The 22,793-nt window shown below is 32.3% G+C and carries 22 protein-coding genes; 16 read left to right on the top strand and 6 right to left on the bottom strand.

The features are described 5' to 3' along the window. Positions 1-4: 4 nt before the first annotated feature. The gene (locus DK442_RS06250; RefSeq protein WP_109435005.1) at positions 5-388 is read left to right on the top strand and encodes a TraR/DksA C4-type zinc finger protein; all 384 of its coding nucleotides are present in this window, start codon (positions 5-7) and stop codon (positions 386-388) included. A gap of 120 nt (positions 389-508) precedes the next feature. Here the strand turns inward: DK442_RS06250 and DK442_RS06245 are convergent, their stop codons facing one another. Further along, positions 509-1,402 carry a carbonic anhydrase gene (locus DK442_RS06245; protein ID WP_109435004.1) on the bottom strand — a complete coding sequence of 298 codons (894 nt, stop codon included), beginning with the start codon at positions 1,400-1,402 and terminating at the stop codon, positions 509-511. Between the two features lie 219 nt (positions 1,403-1,621). Here DK442_RS06245 and DK442_RS06240 point away from each other — a divergent pair, with 219 nt between their 5' ends. The 7 genes from DK442_RS06240 (at position 1,622) to DK442_RS06210 (ending at position 7,380) form a co-directional block, all read left to right on the top strand. Further along, on the top strand, positions 1,622-2,155 hold the full coding sequence (locus DK442_RS06240; RefSeq protein WP_143916871.1) for an RNA polymerase sigma factor: 534 nt from the start codon (positions 1,622-1,624) through the stop codon (positions 2,153-2,155). 6 nt (positions 2,156-2,161) lie between these two features. Next, on the top strand, positions 2,162-2,953 hold the full coding sequence (locus DK442_RS06235; RefSeq protein ID WP_109435002.1) for a HEAT repeat domain-containing protein: 792 nt from the start codon (positions 2,162-2,164) through the stop codon (positions 2,951-2,953). Positions 2,954-2,979: 26 nt separating this feature from the next. Further along, positions 2,980-3,735 (top strand): DUF4097 family beta strand repeat-containing protein, encoded by a 756-nt coding sequence (locus DK442_RS06230; RefSeq protein WP_109435001.1) that lies wholly within the window; start codon positions 2,980-2,982, stop codon positions 3,733-3,735. A gap of 59 nt (positions 3,736-3,794) precedes the next feature. Then, positions 3,795-4,508: a DUF4097 family beta strand repeat-containing protein gene (locus DK442_RS06225; RefSeq protein WP_109435000.1), complete on the top strand. Its 714-nt coding sequence runs from the start codon at positions 3,795-3,797 to the stop codon at positions 4,506-4,508. Between the two features lie 99 nt (positions 4,509-4,607). Continuing rightward, a complete protein-coding gene (locus tag DK442_RS06220; RefSeq protein ID WP_109434999.1) occupies positions 4,608-6,044 on the top strand; it encodes a S41 family peptidase in 1,437 nt (478 codons plus the stop codon). Positions 6,045-6,220: 176 nt separating this feature from the next. Then, positions 6,221-6,823, top strand: a complete 603-nt coding sequence (locus DK442_RS06215) for a lipoprotein signal peptidase (protein ID WP_109434998.1) — start codon at positions 6,221-6,223, stop codon at positions 6,821-6,823. 158 nt (positions 6,824-6,981) lie between these two features. Beyond that, on the top strand, positions 6,982-7,380 hold the full coding sequence (locus tag DK442_RS06210) for a hypothetical protein (RefSeq protein WP_160114067.1): 399 nt from the start codon (positions 6,982-6,984) through the stop codon (positions 7,378-7,380). A 117-nt stretch (positions 7,381-7,497) separates the two neighbouring features. Here the strand turns inward: DK442_RS06210 and DK442_RS06205 are convergent, their stop codons facing one another. The 5 genes from DK442_RS06205 to DK442_RS06185 form a co-directional block, all read right to left on the bottom strand. Then, positions 7,498-7,899: a response regulator gene (locus DK442_RS06205; protein WP_109434996.1), complete on the bottom strand. Its 402-nt coding sequence runs from the start codon at positions 7,897-7,899 to the stop codon at positions 7,498-7,500. A 70-nt stretch (positions 7,900-7,969) separates the two neighbouring features. After that, positions 7,970-8,539, bottom strand: coding sequence for a 5-formyltetrahydrofolate cyclo-ligase (locus DK442_RS06200; RefSeq protein WP_109434995.1), 570 nt, complete (start codon positions 8,537-8,539; stop codon positions 7,970-7,972). Further along, on the bottom strand, positions 8,532-9,512 hold the full coding sequence (locus DK442_RS06195) for a succinylglutamate desuccinylase/aspartoacylase family protein (RefSeq protein ID WP_109434994.1): 981 nt from the start codon (positions 9,510-9,512) through the stop codon (positions 8,532-8,534). Before DK442_RS06195 ends, DK442_RS06200 begins: the two co-directional genes overlap by 8 nt. Positions 9,513-9,516: 4 nt before the next feature. Continuing rightward, positions 9,517-10,389, bottom strand: a complete 873-nt coding sequence (rimK, locus tag DK442_RS06190; RefSeq protein WP_109434993.1) for a 30S ribosomal protein S6--L-glutamate ligase — start codon at positions 10,387-10,389, stop codon at positions 9,517-9,519. Beyond that, positions 10,389-10,817 (bottom strand): RimK/LysX family protein, encoded by a 429-nt coding sequence (locus DK442_RS06185; RefSeq protein WP_109434992.1) that lies wholly within the window; start codon positions 10,815-10,817, stop codon positions 10,389-10,391. The genes rimK and DK442_RS06185 overlap by 1 nt, the downstream gene beginning before the upstream one ends. 166 nt (positions 10,818-10,983) lie before the next feature. Here DK442_RS06185 and uvrC point away from each other — a divergent pair, with 166 nt between their 5' ends. The 8 genes from uvrC (at position 10,984) to pgi (ending at position 22,778) form a co-directional block, all read left to right on the top strand. After that, positions 10,984-12,783 carry an excinuclease ABC subunit UvrC gene (gene uvrC, locus DK442_RS06180; RefSeq protein ID WP_109434991.1) on the top strand — a complete coding sequence of 600 codons (1,800 nt, stop codon included), beginning with the start codon at positions 10,984-10,986 and terminating at the stop codon, positions 12,781-12,783. 2 nt (positions 12,784-12,785) lie between these two features. Further along, the gene (locus DK442_RS06175) at positions 12,786-15,074 is read left to right on the top strand and encodes a patatin-like phospholipase family protein (protein WP_235010914.1); all 2,289 of its coding nucleotides are present in this window, start codon (positions 12,786-12,788) and stop codon (positions 15,072-15,074) included. A 180-nt stretch (positions 15,075-15,254) separates the two neighbouring features. Beyond that, complete coding sequence (locus DK442_RS06170) at positions 15,255-16,412, top strand: homogentisate 1,2-dioxygenase (protein ID WP_109434989.1); 1,158 nt, start codon at positions 15,255-15,257, stop codon at positions 16,410-16,412. A gap of 162 nt (positions 16,413-16,574) precedes the next feature. Continuing rightward, positions 16,575-17,714, top strand: a complete 1,140-nt coding sequence (hppD, locus tag DK442_RS06165) for a 4-hydroxyphenylpyruvate dioxygenase (RefSeq protein WP_109434988.1) — start codon at positions 16,575-16,577, stop codon at positions 17,712-17,714. A 398-nt stretch (positions 17,715-18,112) separates the two neighbouring features. Continuing rightward, positions 18,113-18,895 carry a DUF3108 domain-containing protein gene (locus DK442_RS06160; protein ID WP_109434987.1) on the top strand — a complete coding sequence of 261 codons (783 nt, stop codon included), beginning with the start codon at positions 18,113-18,115 and terminating at the stop codon, positions 18,893-18,895. After that, on the top strand, positions 18,892-19,857 hold the full coding sequence (locus tag DK442_RS06155; RefSeq protein WP_109434986.1) for a tryptophan 2,3-dioxygenase family protein: 966 nt from the start codon (positions 18,892-18,894) through the stop codon (positions 19,855-19,857). Before DK442_RS06160 ends, DK442_RS06155 begins: the two co-directional genes overlap by 4 nt. Positions 19,858-19,869: 12 nt before the next feature. Next, positions 19,870-21,123, top strand: coding sequence for a peptidoglycan DD-metalloendopeptidase family protein (locus DK442_RS06150; RefSeq protein ID WP_109434985.1), 1,254 nt, complete (start codon positions 19,870-19,872; stop codon positions 21,121-21,123). Between the two features lie 5 nt (positions 21,124-21,128). Next, a complete protein-coding gene (gene pgi, locus DK442_RS06145) occupies positions 21,129-22,778 on the top strand; it encodes a glucose-6-phosphate isomerase (protein WP_109434984.1) in 1,650 nt (549 codons plus the stop codon). Positions 22,779-22,793: the final 15 nt, after the last annotated feature.

Here is a 22,793-nt window from a genome sequence, read left to right as displayed (position 1 = left end):
GAATATGGCAGAAGATATCAAAGTAAGGCACAGTGACGCTAATTTGGCGATGTTCAAGGAAATTATCCTTGATAAAGTGGAAAAAGCACAAAAAGATTTGGAATTACTTAGAAGTGCATATAAAAATGATGGTAATAATGGTACAGATGATACCTCTCCAACATTTAAAGCCTTCGAAGAAGGAAGTGAAACAATGTCTAAAGAAGCTAATACGCAACTTGCCATTAGACAAGAAAAATTCGTACGTGATTTAAAAAATGCACTATTACGAATCGAAAACAAAACCTATGGAATTTGTCGTGTAACGGGTAAATTAATTAATCCAGAACGGTTAAAATTAGTTCCGCATGCTACATTGAGTATTGAAGCAAAGAATATGCAGAGCTAAGAAACAAATTAAATTAGTATAACAAAAGGATGTCTATTAAGACATCCTTTTGTATTTATAAAAAGACCATTTAAAAATGTTTTAAACGATCTTAATACTTAACCTAAGTAAATAACCATCTTAGCTCTTCGTTTTCACTATTCTACCATTTAAATCTTGTGTTGGTCTATAATTTTTATGCATGATACTTTCAAACTTTTCTAATTGCTCTGTAGATGCTGTTATAGATTCCTTTACAACGAACCAAGTTACAATTTCTGAACAGCCAGGAGTTGTTAACGAGCCTCCATATGTATAAAAATCCATATCCCCTGGTAATAAATCTTCAACCTTAAATGTAGATGTATTGGTAAAATGATCACCTTTCTGTTCTGGTAAGTCATCAAGATATTCCTCTAAAACATCATTTTCTTCTCCTTCTTCAAAGAAAACACCAACTACTCCCAATAGTTTTGTAATGGGATCTTGATGTACCAAATGCATTTCCATTGGATATCTTTTACCATTAACAGTGTGTTCGCTACCCGTATGAAAATGAAACTGCAGAAGGTCATAATTAATATTATCAAGAGATGCATAACTACCCATATCATAATTGAACTGAACAGTATGTCCATTATTAATGATATCTGTTGTGCTTTCACCATAATTAATATTTATGTTATTAATACTACCGTCTTCAGTAACAGCACTAGTAATAATATTAATAGGAGATTGAGCATTACCTCCACAATCTACCCATTCATCTCCGCAAAGATTAGCCCAAAACTCAGGTCCTTCAAGACCTTCATATTCAAAATTACAATCTGTAGATGAAGATTTTCCATAGTAGATATTTGCAAGTTCCATTTCACTTACTCCACGAGTATTGCTATTGGTATTATCTACAATTGGTTCTTGTATTGTCTCTTCCCCTTCACAGGAAGTTAAAATAGATAATAGTATTATACAAAATACTACTAAAATTGATCCTTTTAAGTGTACACGATGTATACGTAACTTTGTGGTTTTCATAACAATTTAAATTTGGTTAACATTTTTATATGTCAAAATTACATTTATAAAAAAATCAACATTCACCATTAATCAATAGATCTGATGATTTTAATCAAGGCTTTTATTGATTAAAATCAATTTTTAATCAATAAAATCGCAAAATAATTTATATCTCATGTAACCTTTTTTAAAATTTAAGGTATAAGTAATAGAAGCTAACCAAAAAAGAGTAACATCTTGAAAAATCTAAATGACGAAGAATTAATGATTCTGGTATCCAATGGTAATTTGGATATGATGAGTGTTCTTTTTGACAGGTATCACATTAAGATCTTTAACTTTTTATTTAAAATGACAAGAGATAAAGAGGTTAGTCAGGATATCACACAAGAAGTTTTTTACAAAGCGATTAAGTATCGAGCTTCTTATAAAAAGGGAAAGTTTTCATCATGGATTTATACTATTGCTCGAAACATTTTTACTGATTATTATCAGCGTCAAAAAAATAAAGATGAACGATTTGATACTATTGAATACAAGATAGAACAAAAGGAGCCTGATCAAATGGATATAAAAGAAACTAATGAAGAACTAAAAAGAGCATTGAATCAACTAAGTAATGTTGATAGAGAGTTAGTCATTATGAATAGATATCAAGGCATTAAATATCAAGAGATCGCTGAGATTACAGGCTCAACTGCTGGAGCAGTTAAGACCAAAGTACATCGAGCTATTCATAAATTAAAAGATCATTATTTACAAAATATATAGAAAGTCATGGACTGTAACCACATAAAAGATCAACTCATCGATTATATAGATGGCAATTTGGATCATGAAACACATCAAAAATTTGATGCACATCTCCAAAGTTGTAAAAATTGTAGTACCGATTTACAAGAACTTCAAACTGTTTTTGAAGCTGTGGATAGTGATCCTATACAATTTCCAGACAAAAGTTTACAAATAAACTTTGAACAAATGTTGGCAAAGGAAAAAGAACTAAACAATGATCAAAAAGTCATTGTAATGAACAAAAAAAGCAAAGGTTCCTGGAAAATCGCTTTACAGATCGCTGCAACTATTGCGCTTGTTATTTCTGGGTATTTCTATGGAAAACACGAGAATACAACATCTTTCTCACAAGAAATGGCAGTACTAGAAAAAGAAAAAAAACAAATGAAGCAAACAATGACCATTTCTTTAATCGAAAATGAATCTGCAAGTAAGCGTTTACAAGCAGTGAACTACGCAGAAGAGTTTGAAAAACCGGGAAATGATATCTTAAATGCTTTAATCAATAAAATGCATTTTGACGATCATATTAATGTGCGACTAGCTGCAGCAGAAGCACTTGCAAAATTTTCGGATAACGAAATAGTTCGTAAAGCATTAATTAATGCTCTGGATAAAGAACAAGATCCAGGTATGCAAATTGAATTAATTCAAATATTAGTATCCATTCAGGAAAAACGCGCAATTCCTTCTATGGAAAAATTACTTCAGAATGAAGAAACACCTGATTATGTAAAAGATCAAGTAAAAATTGGATTACCAAGTTTAATTTAAAAATTTCAATCAGAAAACAAATAATCATGAAAAAAATAGCAATTATAGCAATCGCACTTCTAACCATAGGAACTCTAAAGGCACAAGATTATACTCAGTCTTTACAAGGTATAAAAAAGGTAAGAATCTCTTCAGAATCAGGAGTGAAAGCAAAAACCCATGACAAAAGTGAGCTTTTGATCAAAGGAGATGGAAGAAAAACACCCGAAAAAGCAAAAGGACTCAAAGCTGTCTATTCTGGTGGGAGCGATAATACGGGAATTGGCATATATGTCAAAAAGGATGGAGAAACTCTTGTTATTAGAAATCTAAAAAATATGCATAGTAAAATTTTAGAAATTTATCTTCCTAAAGATATTCATATAACAACAGAGAGCAGTAACCTGGGAAGCTTATTTTTTAACGGATTTTCCTCTGAAATAGAAGCCAGAACCAATGTAGGTGGAATCACATTAAAAGATGTCACAGGGCCTATTGTTGCCAAAACTGCAACAGGAGAGATTAATATTGTATTTAATAAGGTAAGCCAGAAATCTCCTATTTCTATTATATCTGCTACAGGAGACATCGATGTAAGTTTACCTTCGGGAACACCAGCCAATTTAGAATTAAAGACATCTATGGGAGAGATTTATACCGATTTTGATATAAAATTTCCTGCTGAAAATAATAACATGAAAGTAGTCGGGGGAAGAAGAACAATAAATACCAAAATCAATAACGGAGGAGTGGACATTGCTCTAAGGTCATCCACAGGAAGTATTTATTTAAGAAAAAAATAAAAGAGGTCATCATCAATTCATGCCGAACTTGTTTCGGCACTAATCAAAAAACAACTCATATGAAAACTGTATTAAAATTTATGGTATTGTGCCTTGTTTCATTACAAATAAATGCACAAAAAGTAATCGAAAAAGAACTTAAAACTCCTACCAGTCTAACTAAGGTAGAATTCAAATTCGCTGATAATATTATTATAAAAACCTGGGATAAGAATAATATATATTTAAAGGCAGAGGTTAGTGTTAACGGCGGCGAATTTGATGATTATTTTAATCTGAAAATAGAAAATACATCCTCTGTGCTTGATATCGAGTCAGATTATGGAGATTTATTTGACAAATGGAATAAAGAGCGAGGATCTAATCGTAATAACAATTGGAACCCTTGTAACAACTTAGACATTGATGCCAACTATACTCTTTATCTTCCAAAAAGCTCAACGTTAAGAGTAAAAAGTATTTCTGGAGATGTCGAATCTGAGAATTACCAGGGAGAGTTGATTGTTGATATTATAAGTGGAAATATTGACATCAAAAACTATAACGGAGACTTAAATCTAAAAACTATAAGTGGAGATATTGATATTAATGTAGCCAAATCAAAACTAAAAGCCGAAACTATTTCTGGAATGATTTATTCTGATAAAGATATGGAATTTGATCATGGAAAAAACCGTGTGGTAGGAAGTAAAGTAACCGGAACTTTTGGAGATGTAAAAAACGAATTACATCTTAAAACTATAAGCGGTAGTATCTTCCTGAGAAAACAATAAAATTATTTTCAAAAGTGTTAATTCAAAAACCTCACTTTACCACTGTGATTTCGATTTTAATTCAAAAGATAAAAGTGGGGTTTTATTAGTGTAATTGCTATGAAAAAGTTATCCTTTCTATTCGTTTTTATTACTTCCTTTGGTTTTTCGCAACAATGTTCTTGTGAAGATAATTTTAATTGGCTTAAAAAAACATTTGAAGAAAATGACGCTGGTTTTTCCTATGCTCTAGAACAAAAAGGAGAAAATGCATATAAAACTCATAATACAAAAACCCTGAACAGCTTAAAAGCAATCAAACAAAAAGAGGAATGTATTTCAGTACTAAATAATTGGTTGTTATTTTTTAGATCAGGACATTTAATCATCCAGGAAAATGTAGAACAAGAAAACCAAACAGAAGAAGAAATTATTAAACGGTTTAGTACTTGGGAAAAATATAAAATAGAGGAAGTGGCTTTTGAAAAATACATTTCTAAACTTAGCAAACCAGGTTATGAAGGGATCTGGGAATCCAAACCTTATAAAATAGGGGTTATTAAAACCAAAACAGGGTATGTTGGTTTTATACTTGAAGCTGATGGAATCTACTGGAGAAAAAACCAAGTGAAATTTAGAATTAAAAACACTAAAGACAACAAAAAAGAAGCTACTTTTTATATGAGAAATCATTCTGTAAGAAATTTTACAGAAGTAGAATTATTAGGAAATAATCATCTAAAAATAGGCTCTATAACCCTGAAGAGATTAAAACCAAACTTTGAAGTTGACAAAACAATCGAAGAACACTATTCTCTTATTAAAACTCCTACTCCATTAATCAAGGAATTAAGTCATAACACAATACTGTTTAGAATTCCTTCTTTTTCTCATTCTAATAAAAAAAGTATTGATAGTCTTATACTGGCGAATCACGATAAATTAACTAATAAAAAAAACCTCATCATTGACATTAGAAATAACGGTGGAGGCAGCGATATTTCTTATGAGAAAATTATTCCATATTTATACACTAACCCCATAAGAACTGTAGGGGTCAAATTGCTCTCCACTCCTCTAAATAACAGTAGAATGGAAAAATTCATGAAAGATCCAAATTGGTCAGATAAGGATAAAAAATGGGCAAAGGAAAGTTTAGAAAAACTAAATAAAAATATGGGAGAGTTTGTTAACCTTAATGATAACATAGTCAAAACAAAAAAATTAGATACCATTTATTCTTTTCCTCAAAATGTTGCAATACTGATCAACAAAGGCAATGGAAGCACTGCCGAACAATTTTTATTAGCTGCCAAACAAAGCAAAAAAGTTAAGCTTTTCGGAACCACAACCGTTGGAGTTCTAGACATTTCTAATATGCATTTAGTCGATTTTCCATGTAAAGATTTAAAGCTCGGATACAGTATATCCAAAAGCATGAGAATCCCAGAAATGACAATAGATGATAAAGGTATTCAACCTGATTATTATATCCATAAAAGCATTCCTGATCACAAATGGATCCAATATACGCAACAGATTCTTGAAGCTAAATAGTACCTATAATTTTTATCTAATAGGACAATCATTTTTTGGGTCTATCAATCCTAAAATCAAAGGGTATGGGGTATAATATTAAAATTAAAAACTCATAAAAACATAAGTATCTATAAAACAAAATAAAACACTATTTTTGTCCGTCGGTTTTAATACCCAAACAAACCAATACTTATATGTCTTTAAAGAAATCTATTTTAGTAATAATTTTAGTTCTACTGATTGACCAAATCACCAAAATCTATATTAAAACTCATTTCTCTCTTCATGAAGAGATGAAGGTATTTGATTGGTTCCGTATCATATTTGTCGAAAACAAAGGTATGGCGTGGGGTTTTGAACTTCCTGGGAGTTATGGAAAATTAGTACTTTCTTTATTTAGACTAGTAGCTATTACTGGGATTGGATACTGGCTTTATGATTCGGTTCGCAAAAATAGTCCCGCAATTCTTACTTTTTGTATAGCATTGATTTTTGCTGGGGCATTTGGAAATATTATTGATTCTATATTTTATGGTTTATTATTTAGCGAAAGCACACCAGTAACAATTGGAAGTTTTTTACCAGAAGGTGGTGGTTATGAAAGCATTTTTTATGGTAAAGTGGTTGATATGATCCAATTCACATTTTACGATGATACCCTACCAGAATGGATTCCTTTTTGGGGCGGTGATCATTTTTCATTTTTTGATCCAGTATTCAATATTGCTGATTCTGCAATAAGCGTTGGAGTTTTCTTATTGATTATCTTCAATAAAAAAGCTTTTCCAAAAAAATGATTTCAAAAAGATAATTATAATTTCCTTTTTTTATCGGTATCCTCTAACTTCTTATACCAGTAGTTTCCGCAGCAGACATAGATCAGAAAGAAAATGAGTCTAAAGGTTGGCATAACTCTTGATAAATATAGAGCTCAACTTATTCATGATAAAACCTTATGAAATCATTTAAGATGCTATTAGTATTAGCTGTATTTTTATCTATCGGCTGCGAAGATACTGTACGTTGTGTATTTGGTACTACTACAGAGCTTAGGGATAAGGAATTATCTGTAGCTAGTTATGAGGAGGATTATTTTGAATTAATTTCGGCAAAGATTCCTTTTGATCATTGTATTTCTGATGTATTTATTTTAGATCTTCCAAGAGGTTTAGATTATTATATATATGATTGTGATACTATCGAAATCTCTGGATACCCAACAGATATTGGAAATTTCACTATTGAAGTAATTATTGAGATCGAAGAAATAGAATATGATACTTTTGAAGATGTAGGTTTATGTATTGATTATGAGACATCCAAATTATACCGTTTAGTAGTTTCTCGCTTTTAAGAGATGACAACAGATATCCCTCATACCCTTTTTTAAAATACCTTCTCCTTATAAATTGTTATAACGAGGTTATATGGTAATTAGAGAAATCAATAACAAGCTCTGACTTTTATTAAATCATACTAGTATCCTTTCGAAGTCATTCAATTTGATGGGTTTTGTAAGATAGTCAGATACTACATCTATCGCTTTTGCTCGTTCTATATCTCTAGAATCTATAGAAGAACTAACCACATAAAGGTCTATTTTTTCACTAATCTTATTTCTAATCTTAGAAAATTCATTCAAAAACTCCCATCCGTCCATTATAGGCATATTGAGATCTAACAAAATTACTTGAGGAACTTCTTCTTTTTGTTCATCGCCAAGGGATTTTAGAAAAAAATCCAACGCTTCTCTACCATTATTAAAAACCAAAACTACATCTGATAGTTTTTTTAATTCAATAATTTTACGAACTAAACTTATATAAATATTGTCATCGTCTATGATGCAAACACGCTCTATATTTTGGGACATTCTAAGGGGCTACTAACAATTAAAAGTCTCGAATATAGCATAAAGTATCATAGAACACAAAAAATGTTAATTAATTCCCAAAATTATATATATCTGTTGGAGTAACGCAAACGTCGAGACCTATATCTGTAGGGATTACATTTTGAATTTCTTTTTCTGCATCAAAAAATGAAAGTCCGATCTTTAACGTATCAGAATTACATTTGGCTAAAAACTTATCATAAAAACCTTTACCATACCCTACACGATTGCCAATATGGTCAAATGCTAATAAGGGTATAAAAACTACTTCTATTTTTTTTTCTGGTATTTGGATTCCATCTACTGGTTGAGGAATTCCCCAGGAATTTACTTCTAATTTGGTTCCATCTGTTAGTAAAAAATGCTCTAGCGTATTATTTTCAAAATTACTTTTGGACACTAGTATATTTTTATCCTTTCCCTGAAGAATATGAAGAATATATTCTGTATTGATTTCTTTTTGTTTTTCTATAGGAAGAAAGATATGATAATACGATTTTTCCCAAATTGGTAATTGAAGTAATTGATTTGCGATATCTACACTTAAATTCTCAACTTCTTCATCACTTAATTGAGATCGTAATGTTTTATAATGTGTCCTTAGCTCTTTCTTATTCATTTACTAATTCCTTTGTAATGCGAAAAATAGCATCTCCTTTATATACAATAGGCGCTTCGTTTACATTAATTACATACCCCTCATTTGTAGCTTTTACAACATGCCTCATTTTACCGTAAGGATCTGTAATTGTTGCTAGAATCTCACCTTTATTGACATGTTTCCCAATAGGTATTTTAATATGTAACAAACCACTATATTTTGCTCTTATCCAAAAGCTTGTACTAATTAGCAAGGTATCAGAATCTCGAACAGGTACTTCAAATTCAGTTTTCAGCATACCCAGGTAACTTAATATCCTCATCGTTCCCTGAACCCCTTCTATGGCAATCTCTTTACTACTGTTTTGAGATTTTCCTCCTTCAAACAATAATATATTCTTTCCTTTTTTAGCGCAGGTCGACCGATAGGAGCCTTCTAGGTTTTTAGATAATAAGGTGAATGGTGCATTAAAAATTTTAGCCAATGCGACGAGGTTCTCGTTTTTGGGATCTACTCTAATATGTGGCGCATTAAACCTACTGGCTCCACCAGTGTGAAAATCTAAACAAAAATCTGCAGCAGGTAAAATATCATTTATAAATTGATACGCAAAACGACTTGCAAGAGAGCCATTTTTGGTGCCAGGAAAAACCCGATTGAGATCACGACCATCAGGAAAAAAACGATTCATATTTAAAAAACCAAATACATTAAGAACAGGAATACATATAATACTGCCTTTTGCAGGTTTATTGATTTTCTTTGCTATGATTTGTCGTACAACTTCTACTCCATTAATTTCATCACCATGGATACCGGCTGTAATAAGTACAGTTGGGCCGGGTATTTTTGATCTCTCTATAATGATTGGTATTTCTACCTTGGTAGAAGTATATAGTTTTGCTATATTAAAATTTATGGTAGTACTAATTCCGGGTAATACTTCATTTCCCAGAATACTAAGTACATTATTATTAGTTGTTTTTGTCATTGTATTACAAACTTCTTTCAATATAACGAATAATAGATTTTGCGATATCTCTTCCAGTTGCAGTTTCTATACCTTCTAACCCTGGAGAAGAGTTCACTTCTAAAATAAGAGGTCCTCTATTACTTTGTAACAGATCTACTCCTGCTACACCCATTTTTAATGCTTTTGCGGCCATAATAGCAGCCTGTTCTTCATGTCTGGTCAAATTAATTACAGATGCTGTACCTCCTCTATGTAAATTAGACCTAAACTCCCCTTCTTTACCTTGTCGCTTCATTGCTCCTACTACTTGACCATCTACAACAAAAGCTCTAACATCTGCTCCTTTTGCTTCTTTTATAAATTCCTGAACAATAACTCTAGCCTGCAATCCATTAAAAGCTTCTAAAACCGATTCTGCCGCCGTCTTAGTTTCTGCTAAAACTACACCTAAGCCTTGAGTACCTTCTAACAATTTAATAATTAATGGTGCTCCTCCCACATGAGAAATTACTTCAGAGACATCTTTAGAATAGTTAGTAAATACAGTCTTAGGAAGTCCCAAACCAGCCTTAGACAAAATTTGTAAACTTCTTAATTTATCTCTGGATTGTATCAGTGCCTGTGATTTTAAAGTAGTAAATACATTCATCATTTCAAACTGCCTAACCACAGCAGTACCATAAAAAGTAATAGAAGATCCTATTCTCGGAATTACAGCATCAACATGGTCTAATTTTCTTCCCCGATAATAAATTTCAGGTTTTTGTCTCTCAATTACAATATCACAATTTAAAGGATCTATTACCTGTACATTATGTTTACGCTTTACTGCAGCCTGAACAAGTGCATTAGTCGAATATAAATTCGCACCACGCGACAAAATCTTAATATTCATTACAATTTTTGATTATATGACTGATTTTCTGATTGAGGATCTACCAAAAATTTTCCGCTTAAAAATTTACGCCCTATCAATACAGGAAAACGCATATCGTCACGTGGAGATAATGTGAACGTTATTGGATATGTGTTACCAAATACGATAATTTGTGTTCTAATAGTGAATCGCATTTCTACTTTACCATTGCTACTTTTTACTGCAGTGATATCATAATTTTTGAATGTAAATCTTTTGCCATTATATTCTGGATGCATCGGGTCAAGAAAACTACATTGTAATGTTTGATCAATTTCCTTGATATCTATACAATGAATAGATGATGTATAAGCTCCTGTATCGATTTTAGCATCGATATTTTTCAATTCTAAAAGAGGAAAATCTGCTTTATCAGTCCTGCCAATTATTTTCTTTTCTTTTTCCAAAAGATATGATTGATATTGGGACTACTAATGTAATAAAAATCAAGATGCATTGTATGTTATCCTTCTTTTTTAATAAATGGTGTTATTTTTATACTGATTTAACAAAAATTAAATCCGCAATCTTTGTTTTACAATTACGGTAAACCCTTAACTTTACCATTGGATTATGCAAGAAGCCACTTTAGACATACAGATTAAAATACTACCAACTGGACCTGGAGTATACCAATATTATGATAAAGATGATAAATTACTCTATGTTGGAAAAGCAAAAAACTTAAAAAAAAGAGTGTCTTCTTATTTTAATAAGAATCATGATAATTATAAGACCAAAGTTCTCGTAAAAAAAATCCACTCTATAAGACACATTGTTGTAGAAACAGAGACCGATGCATTATTGTTAGAGAATAATCTCATCAAAAAACATCAGCCTCGTTTTAATGTAATGCTCAAAGATGATAAAACATATCCTTGGATATGTATTAAAAAAGAACGTTTCCCCAGAATTTTTCCCACTCGTAACTTAATCAAAGACGGTTCAGAATATTATGGCCCATACACCAATTTTAAGACTGTAAATACGCTATTAGATCTTATCAAAGGGTTATATCAACTTAGAACATGTAATTATGATTTATCTCAGGAAAAAATCAATAATGGTAAATATAAAGTGTGTCTCGAGTATCATCTAGGAAATTGCAAAGGCCCCTGTGAAGACTTGCAGGATGAGAAAGAATATATGGATAACCTTGAAGCTATTCGGCAAATTGTAAAAGGTAATTTTAAAGATTCTCTTGGTCGTTTTAAAAAGCAAATGGCAGAACATGCAGTGAAGATGGAATTTGAAGATGCACAACGGATTAAAGAAAAAATAGAAGTTTTAGAAAAATATCAAGCAAAATCTACAGTAGTTAATCCAAAAATTAGCAACGTAGATGTGTTTTCGATTATCTCAGATGAATCCTATGGATATGTAAACTTTCTTCAATTATCATATGGATCTATTATACGATCACATACTACTGAAATTAAAAAGAAACTGGACGAATCTGATGCTGAGCTTTTAGAATTAGCAATTATCGAATTACGTCAACGTTTTGGTTCTAAATCAAAAGAAATATTTGTCCCTTTTGAATTGGATTTAGGTGAAAAATTAAAAATTACAGTTCCTCAATTAGGGGACAAAAAGAAAATTTTAGATCTTTCCTTAAGGAATGCAAAATACTTTAGGCTAGAACGTTTTAAACAAATCAAAATTATTGATCCAGATAGACATGTAAAGCGTTTAATGGCACAAATGAAAAAGGATCTTCGATTACCAGTAGAGCCTGTACATATTGAATGTTTTGACAATTCGAACATCCAGGGAACCAATCCCGTTGCTGCCTGTGTAGTTTTTAAAAATGGAAAACCCAGCAAAAAAGAATATAGAAAATTTAATATAAAAACAGTAGAAGGTGCTAATGATTTTGCCTCTATGGAAGAAGTTGTTTATCGACGGTATAAACGGTTAAAAGAAGAAGAGCAACCTTTACCTCAACTTGTAATTGTGGATGGAGGAAAAGGACAACTTTCTTCTGGATTAAAAGCACTTGATGATCTTGGATTAAGAGGAAAAATTACAATTATTGGTATTGCCAAACGATTAGAAGAAATTTACTATCCAGGTGATTCTATTCCGCTCTATTTGGATAAAAAATCAGAGTCTTTAAAAGTGATACAACACTTACGTAATGAGGCACATCGATTCGGAATTACTTTTCACAGACAAAAAAGAAGCAAGGCGGCATTAGATACAGAATTAGATGTGATTCCAGGTATCGGAGAAAAAACAGTTATAGAATTACTTAAGACTTTTAGATCTGTAAAAAGAATAAGTGAAGCTTCTAAAAGTGAATTAAGTGAAGTGATAGGTGATTCTCGCGCAACCAAAGTGTTTAATTACTATCTTTCTAAAAAAGAATAAACGTGGACAGACACAACCCCTTAGAACTCTTTTTGATCAGATTGATACTTATAGTAATGACCTGCTGTCCATATATCATTCGCGGTCAAGAAAAAGAGGTTACAAGTTCTCCTAATGCTTCATCTACTCAAGAAGACATAAAAGTAGGACTGGTTTTAAGTGGTGGTGGCGCAAAAGGTCTGGCTCATATTGGTGCTTTAAAAGTAATTGAAGAAGCAGGTGTTCGCATAGATTATATAGGAGGAACTAGTATGGGAGCAATAGTGGGAGCACTATATGCTTCTGGTTATCGTCCATCAGAACTCGATTCCATATTTAGATCAGTGGATTTTAATGCATTTATACAAGACGAACTACCCAGAGATGCTAAGACTTTTTATGAACGTGAAGATTCTGAAAAATACGCGATCACCTTACCTTTTGATAAATTTAAAATTGGTTTACCTAAAGGTTTGTCTAAAGGGCAAAATTTTTACAACCAGTTTTCAAGATATACTGCTCATGTAAATGATATACATGATTTTAATGACCTCCCTATTCCTTTTTTCTGCATGTCTACTAATATTGAAACAGGAGAACAAGTACTTTTAGACAAAGGATATCTACCTGAAGCTGTAGCTGCAAGTGGAGCTTTGCCATCTATTTTTAGTCCCGTAGAGTTAAATGAAATACTAATGACTGACGGAGGAGTAACCAATAACTATCCTGTAAAGGAAATAAGAGAAAAAGGAGCAGAAATAGTTATAGGTGTTGATGTACAAGACAGTTTACTTTCTAAAGAAGAGTTAAACTCTGTAACCAATATTATGTTACAAATCAGTAATTTCAGGACTTACAATGCTATGAAAGCAAAAGTTTCTGAAACTGATGTATATATTAAACCATCTATTAAAGCGTTTTCTGTAATGTCATTTGACAAAGCCGATAAAATAATAGCCAGTGGTGAAAAAGCAGCTTTTGATAGTTTTGAAAAACTAAGAGCTATAAAAAAGCGTCAAAAACCAACTGCCCCAAGAGCTAGAATTCCTAAAAACTCTGAAACTATTGTAATTAATAGTCTCACCATATCTGGTAATAAAAAATATACCAGATCTTATATCAAGGGAAAATTAAAATTAAAAGTTCCTCGGGTCACGACCTATGAAAAACTAAACGAAGGAATAAACAATCTATCCGCTACAGGAAATTTTGATCGTGTAAGTCATCGATTAGTAGATACAAAAGAAGGCAAGCAACTCAAGCTTTCTGTTACAGAAAGTGAAAATAAAATGCTATTACGCTTTGCATTGCATTATGATGATTTATACAAAACTGCTGCTTTAGTCAATGTAACGCGAAAAGGATTGTTTTTTAATAACGATGTTCTTTCACTAGATGCTGCTTTGGGAGATAATATCCGATATAATCTGGATTATCATATCTACAAAGGGTTCTACCTAAGTCCGGGACTAAAATACAGCTATAACAATTTTAAGAAGGCATTTGATTTTGACTTTATAGGTCAATTTGGAGAAATCCCAGATTTAAATATTAATACAATTGATATCGATTATACTGATTTTAATGTTCAGGCTTATGTTGAAACACCTTTTAGACAAACATTCTCTGTAGGTCTAGGTGCCGAATATAAAAGGCTTAGGATAATTTCAGAAACATTTGGAGAAGATGAAAACCAAATCCCGAGAACTGTCTTTGATAATAGTGATTATTGGAGTGCTTTAGGATATATCAAATTAGACACCTATGACAATAAATATTTTCCAAAACGAGGAATCTTGTTCGAAGGTGATATTCATACTTATCTTTTTTCTTCTGATTTTACAAATAGTTTTGATGAATTTTCTATTGCCAAAGCAAAATTAGGGTATGCCACTACACTATACGAAAATCTCACTTTAAATTTTACGGCAGAAGCAGGAACCAAAATAGGAAACAATGCTATTAATTCACTTGACTTTCTACTTGGTGGTTTTGGAGCTAAAACCATTAATAACTTCATCCCTTTCTATGGCTATGACTTTTTAGCAATAACCGGGCAAAGTTTTGCAAAAACATTGATAACAGCTGATTACGAAATATTAAAAAACCATCATCTTAATGCATCAGCTAATTTTGCAAATGCCGGTAACAAATTATTTAGTACCGGAAGATGGTTCGAAGATCCAGAATATTCTGGATATGCCTTAGGGTATGGTCTGGATACTTTTGCCGGCCCAATACAAGTAAAATATACGTATTCTCCAGAATTAGATGAAAGTCTATGGTTCTTTAGTGTTGGTTTTTGGTTTTAAATGGATGATACTAATAGCTTAAATCACAGAAATATTTACGATATTTGTAATATTATGAACTTGTTTTGGCAGGATTTACTATTATTATTACACTACCTTATTAAGCGCAATCCCGAATAAGGTAGACTTGCTATTTATTGTCTTATTAGAAAATAGTTAATACCTTAAACTTGCAACATCATGCCTTTTTATCACACCCTGGGAAAAATACCCCCCAAACGCCATACTATCTTTAAAAAACCAGATGGTAGTCTTTACTACGAACAATTATTCGGAACAATAGGTTTTGACGGAATGTCAACTAATCTATACCATTGTCAAAGGCCAACACAAGTAAAAGAAATTAAAGGAAGTTATAGCGTAGCTCCCAAAATAGCAATTAATAACAATATTAAATCCTATCGATTTCATGGATTTAAAATAAATCCTGAAAAAGATTATTTACAAAGCAGAAAAAATGTCCTGACTAATAGTGATGCGAGTATCATTTTATCTGCACCTCAAGAATCTACATCTGATTACTTCTATAAGAATACAGATGCAGATGAATTGATTTTTGTACACCGAGGAAGTGGTAAATTTCGTAGTCATTTAGGAAATCTCGATTTTAAGTACGGTGATTATATTGTTATTCCAAGAGGAACAATTTATAAACTTGATTTTGACTCTACTGATAATCGTTTATTTATAGTCGAGTCCAGAAGACCTATTTACACTCCAAAAAGATATCGTAACTGGTTTGGTCAATTATTAGAACATTCTCCATACTGCGAACGAGATCTTAGAGCTCCTTATGAATTAGAAACAAATGATGAAAAAGGGGACTTTTTGATCAAAGTAAAAAAGCAAGATGAGATTTTTGATATGATATATGCTTCACATCCATTTGATGTTGTAGGGTATGATGGTTTTAATTTTCCATATGCTTTTTCAATACATGATTTTGAACCAATAACAGGAAGAATTCATCAACCACCGCCAGTTCATCAAACTTTTGAAACAGATGCTTTTGTAGTTTGTTCATTTGTACCTAGATTATATGATTATCACCCAGACAGTATCCCTGCTCCCTATAACCATAGTAATATTGATAGTGATGAAGTATTGTATTATGTAGATGGTGATTTTATGAGCAGAAACGATATTGATGCTGGTCATATTTCTTTACATCCAGCAGGAATACCACATGGGCCTCACCCAGGAGCAGCAGAACGAAGCATTGGTAAAACAAAAACCGATGAATTAGCTGTTATGGTCGACACATTTAAACCTTTAATGGTTACCGAAGAGGCCATGAAAATAGCTGATGAAGAGTATCATAAATCATGGTTAGAGTAAACCATTAGAAAATGAATAATGAAAGAATTTAAACAATCTGAATGATGCTAAATTATAGAAAAGACATTACAGCCCACCTTAGAGCTATGTGGTAAGTTTTGACTAAAAACAACCAGCGCACAGTACAATTTTCTCATTATCTAATTAAAAAAAACAAAAAATATGTCGACTAATATAACACCTCAGGATTTAGAAAAAGTAGTTCCTCAAGCAGAAGATTTCCTACCGCTACTTGGAACAGATTATGTAGAACTTTATGTTGGTAATGCCAAGCAAGCTGCTTATTATTACCAATCGGCCTGGGGATTTCAACCAGTAGCCTACGCCGGTTTAGAAACTGGTAGAAAAGACAAAGTATCATATGTGATGCAACAGGATAAAATACGATTAGTCCTTACCTCTCCTTTACAACCAGATGGTGACATCAATAAACACATCAATGCACATGGTGACGGAGTAAAAGTAGTGGCTCTTTGGGTGGATGATGCTACTAAAAGCTATGAAGAAACCATTAAACGAGGAGCAAAATCGTACATGAAACCCAAGGTAGAGGAAGATGAAAATGGTAGCGTTGTATTTTCAGGGATCCACACCTATGGAGAAACAGTTCACATTTTTGTAGAGCGAAAAAATTACCATGGAGCATTCTTACCCGGTTATATGCCATGGAATAAACCATATACAACAGAATCTACAGGTTTAAAATTTATCGATCATATGGTAGGTAATGTTGGTTGGAATGAAATGAATAAGTGGTGTGAGTTCTATGCCAAAGTAATGGGGTTTGCACAACTAGTCTCTTTTGATGACAAAGATATTTCTACAGAATATACTGCTCTAATGAGTAAAGTGATGAGTAATGGTAATGGACGAATCAAGTTTCCTATCAATGAACCTGCAGAAGGTAGAAAAAAATCTCAAATCGAAGAATATATTGATTTCTATAATGGTGCAGGAGTACAACATATGGCATTAGCAACAGACAATATCATTGAGACTGTTTCTGCATTACAAAATCGCGGAGTTGAATTTCTTACTGTTCCCGCGGGTTATTATGAAACAGTACTGGATCGAGTTGGTGAAATAGATGAAGATCTTGCCCCATTAAAAGAATTGGGAATCTTAATTGATCGTGATGATGAAGGATATCTTCTTCAAATTTTTACCAAACCTGTTTTAGATCGTCCTACAATGTTCTTTGAAATCATACAACGTAAAGGAGCTCAATCCTTTGGAAAAGGTAATTTCAAAGCTCTATTTGAGGCCATAGAAAGAGAGCAACAACAAAGAGGTACTTTATAAAAAACATCGAATATATTCCTTTTTATGGATTAAAACCACTTTTGTTAAATTTTGAGGAATATGCAATTTTTAGACGACTTACTATAAATTTTTGTTAAAACTCATAATAAAAAAACGTTTTCGTTTGATAATTATGCAAAAAAAGTTCATTTTTGTAATCATAGGTGGAGTGGTTACCACTTATATCTAAAACAATAATTATTCTCATAATTTAAGTTTTTAGTTGGTTAATAAAAGTAAAAAGGAGAGCTGTGGTGGCTCTCTTTTTTTGTTCATATTTTTACATTTGATAACAGTATTCATTTTTATCTCTTCACATTAAATAGTACTTTTGGAATGGATATTGTATTTACATCACCAATTTAGCATGTATATCAAATTCAACAATACCCTAAACTATGAAAAAGTATATCACAATTTGCCTTTTGGTTATAATCGCTCTTCCCGCAATAGCTCAGGAAAGCCATAAAGCCTTTGATGCAGGTGAATGGTTTAGATTCAGGATCCATTATGGAGTTTTTACAGCAAGCTATGCAACACTAGAAGTTAAAGATGATATTATCAATAACAAGCCTGTTCATCATGTAGTAGGCACTGGTAAATCTACTGGTCTTTTAAGTGTGTTTTTTAAAGTTGAGGATTATTATGAAACCTATATCGATAAAAATGAAGTTAAACCCTACAGGTTTATTCGAAAAATCAATGAAGGAGGGCATACTAAGGATATAGAAATTAATTTTGATCACAACCAAAGCGAAGCTTTAGTATTTAACAAAAAATATAACACCAAAAAATCTTTCCCTGTAAAGTCTAATGTGCAGGATATGATGTCTTCTTTTTATTATTTGCGTAATAATATCAATACAACTTCATTAAAAAAAGGAGATGAACAATATGTAAACATGTTTTTTGATAACGAAAACTACCGATTTAAGTTAAAATTCTTAGGAAGAGAGATCATTAAAACTAAAATGGGTAAAATTGCATGTTTAAAGTTCAGGCCTTATGTACAAGCTGATAGAATCTTTAAAGAAGAAGAAAGTATGACTGTATGGGTAAGTGATGATGACAACCGAATGCCAGTGAGAATAAAAGCTGACATCCTTGTTGGCTCAATAAAAGCTGACCTGGATGCATTTAAAGGACTCAAACACCCATTCAAAATTGTAATAGATCAATGAGTGAAATCATCAAACCCGAAATTGCTGAGAAAATAAAGCAATTAGAAAAAAAATTTAAAAACTCTGGTCAAGATTTAGGATCATATCTAGATGGTCTTCTTCATGATCGTTATCTTACCTATTGGGATTACATACATCTTGACACGCTATTAAGCTTACAAATACCCAGAACACATTTCCCCGACGAAGAAATATTCATCACTTATCATCAGATTACAGAACTCTATTTTAAACTCATTATACATGAATTAAAGCAAATTATTGATGATAAATTACAAACTGCAGAGTTCTTTACTGCCAAAATCAATCGGGTAAATCGATATTTTAGAGTTTTAATCAACTCTTTTGATGTCATGATAAAAGGAATGGATAGAGATCAATTTCTTAAATACAGAATGTCACTTCTTCCTGCCAGTGGATTTCAATCTGTACAATTCAGACTTATTGAAATTTACTCCACTCCTTTATCAAATCTTGTAAATACAAAGGAGAGAACCCAATTTTCAGAAAAAGACCCTCTTGGGGAAGTATTTGAGCATTTATACTGGAAATCTGGTGCAACTGATAAAGAAACAGGTGAAAAAACACTTACTCTTAAACAATTCGAATATCGGTATACTCCCAGAATGATGCGTATTGCTAAACAAGTACAACATAGCACAATATTCCATAAATATCTCGAACTACCAGAAAAAGAGCAAAATAATGTGCACCTTATCGAAGCATTACGTACTTTTGACACCAATGTGAATATTAATTGGTTATTAATGCATATGGGTGCCGCCTTTAGATACCTTAATAAAGATAAAGGCGAAGTTTTGGCCACGGGAGGAACAAACTGGAAAAGTTTCTTACCTCCTAGCTTTCAAAGAATTATGTTTTTCCCTAATCTTTGGAATGAAGAAGAAAAAGAAAACTGGGGTCAACAATGGGTTACTCATCAATTTAATACCGCAAAATAAAATAGTCGTCAGTTGAAACAAATAGGTTACTTACTACTAATTGTGGTAGTATTATTTTCATGTCAAAAAGAAAAAAAAGAAACTAAAGTCACTATTCCAGAGGTAGTTGAAGAAAAAAAGACACCTCCTGTAATTAAGGAATTTGGCTATGTTCTAGATAATTTTAATGTTGTGAAAGACACCATTAGACCCGGTGATAGTTTTGGAGCTATTATGGATACTCATGGCATAAGTAGAACTAAAGTATTCGAAATTACAAATAAGATTAAAGACACATTTAATGTAGCAAGAATTATGGCTGGAAAACCATATATGCTCCTTAAATCAAAAGATACTACAGAAAAAGCGCAGGTATTTGTATATCAGAACAATAAAATCGATTACACTGTAATTGATTTTAGAGATAGTATAATTGCCAAAAAAAGAAAAAAACCGGTAAAACTTGTAGAAAAAACTGCATCTGGGATTATTAATAGTAGCCTAATGCAAACATTTGATGATTTAGATCTCAATTTTCTGGTTGCATACAATATGGCAGATATTTACGCCTGGACTATAGATTTTACAAGATTACAAGCAGGCGATAGGTTTAAAGTCATTTATGTTGAAAAGTTTATTGATGATACCATTCCTGCAGGGGTTGATCAAATCAAAGCTTCTTATTTTGAGCATATCAACAAACCCATTTATGCATTTAGATTTAAAGATGATTCGATAACAGGGGGAGTAGATTATTTTGACGAAGAAGCTAACAATTTACGACGAGCATTTCTTACCGCTCCTGTAAAATTCAGTAGAATTTCTTCAAGATATAACCTTAGACGAAGAATCAAATACTATGGAAATAAAATAAGACCTCACAGGGGAACAGATTTTGCTGCACCTATAGGAACTCCTATATTAGCCACGGCAGACGGAATTGTTACCAAATCAGAACGCAGAGGAGGCAATGGAAAATATGTAAAAATAAGACATAATGCAACCTATGATACTCAATATCTGCATATGAGCAGACAAGCAGTAAAAGTAGGTGAATTTGTAAGACAAGGAGATGTTATTGGTTATATAGGTATGACTGGTAACACAGGAGGGCCTCACGTTTGCTATCGATTTTGGAAAAATGGTAAAGAAGTCGACCCTTTCAAACAAGACCTCCCTGCTTCAAAACCATTGTCAGATAGTCTTCGCCCTAAGTTTTTTACTTTTATAGAACCCATAAAAGCTACATTAGACAGCATACAATTTAAACCACAAGAAATTTTATAAACACAATGACATTACCAACTATTAATCCCACCACCACAAAAGCCTGGGAAGCACTTAAATCTCATTATGAGACCATAAAAGACACACACTTAAAGGATTTGTTTCTGGAACACCCAGACAGAGCGCAAGCTTTTTCTATTGCCTGGGAAGATTTTTATATCGATTATTCTAAAAACAGAATTGATCAAACCACCAGAGCCCTGCTACTTGAACTTGCAAAAGAGGTTAAATTAGAAGAAGCAATACATAACTACTTTGGCGGAGGTATTATTAATGAAACTGAAAATAGAGCTGTATTACATACTGCACTTAGAACGCCTTCAACAAACACAGTTACTGTTGATGGAAAAAATATAATTCCCGAAGTTGATACCGTTAAAGAAAAAATAAAGGCATTCAGTAATGAAATTATTTCTGGAAGTCGCACTGGATACAAAGGCAAAGCTTTTACCGATATTGTAAACATCGGTATTGGAGGCTCTGATCTTGGTCCAGCCATGATTACTGAATCTCTTGCTTATTACAAAAATCACCTTAACGTTCATTTTATCTCTAATGTTGATGGAGATCATGTACATCAAAGCTTAAAAAATTTAGACCCCGAAACAACGCTATTTGTAGTTGTTTCTAAAACTTTTTCTACTCAGGAAACTTTATCCAATGCTACAACTGCAAGAAACTGGTTTACACAACATGCTCCAATAGAAGCTGTAGGTAAGCATTTTGTAGCAGTATCTAGTAATATTGAGAATGTTACTAATTTTGGTATTGATTCTTCAAATATTTTTCCCTTATGGGATTGGGTTGGCGGACGTTTTTCTCTTTGGAGCGCTGTCGGATTATCGATAAGTCTTTCTGTAGGCTACAAACATTTTGAAGCATTACTCGCCGGTGCCCATGAAATGGATGAACATTTTAAAACCACACCATTTGAAAAAAATATTCCTGTTATTTTAGGTATGTTAAGTATATGGTATAACAACTTTTTTAATGCAGAAAGTGAAGCTATTATTCCTTATTCTCAATACCTACATAGATTACCTGCCTATTTACAACAAGGTATTATGGAAAGTAATGGTAAGAGTGTAGATCGTAATGGAGAACCTGTAACTTATCAAACAGGTACTATTATATGGGGAGAGCCAGGCACCAACGCTCAACATGCTTTTTTTCAATTGATCCATCAGGGAACCAAATTAATTCCTGCAGAATTTATAGGTTTTAAAAATGCTTTGTTTGGAGATCAAGATCATCAGGATAAGTTAATGGCAAACTTCTTTGCGCAGACAGAAGCCTTAATGAATGGTAAAACCAAGACTGAAGTTTCAAAGGAGTTAAGCTCAACATCTTTATCTCAAGAAAAAATAGAACAATTACTCCCTTTTAAAATCTTTGCAGGTAACAAGCCTACGACCACAATATTAGTAAACAAACTTACTCCTAAAAGTCTGGGGGCATTAGTAGCCATGTACGAACAACGTATTTTTGTTCAAGGAGTAGTCTGGAATATTTTTAGTTATGATCAATGGGGCGTAGAATTAGGAAAACAACTAGCTAGTACTATCTTATCAGAAATTAATACAAAACAAATCTCTGAGCATGATTCTTCAACAAATACACTTTTAAAACGGTATTTAGAAAAATCTAATTCATAAACATATTAACATTTT

This window comes from Aquimarina sp. AU119 (assembly GCF_900312735.1).
In the GTDB taxonomy this organism is placed as follows: domain Bacteria; phylum Bacteroidota; class Bacteroidia; order Flavobacteriales; family Flavobacteriaceae; genus Aquimarina; species Aquimarina algiphila.
Note: the sequence above shows the minus strand (reverse complement) of the source record. Positions and strands in the feature narration are given on the sequence as shown.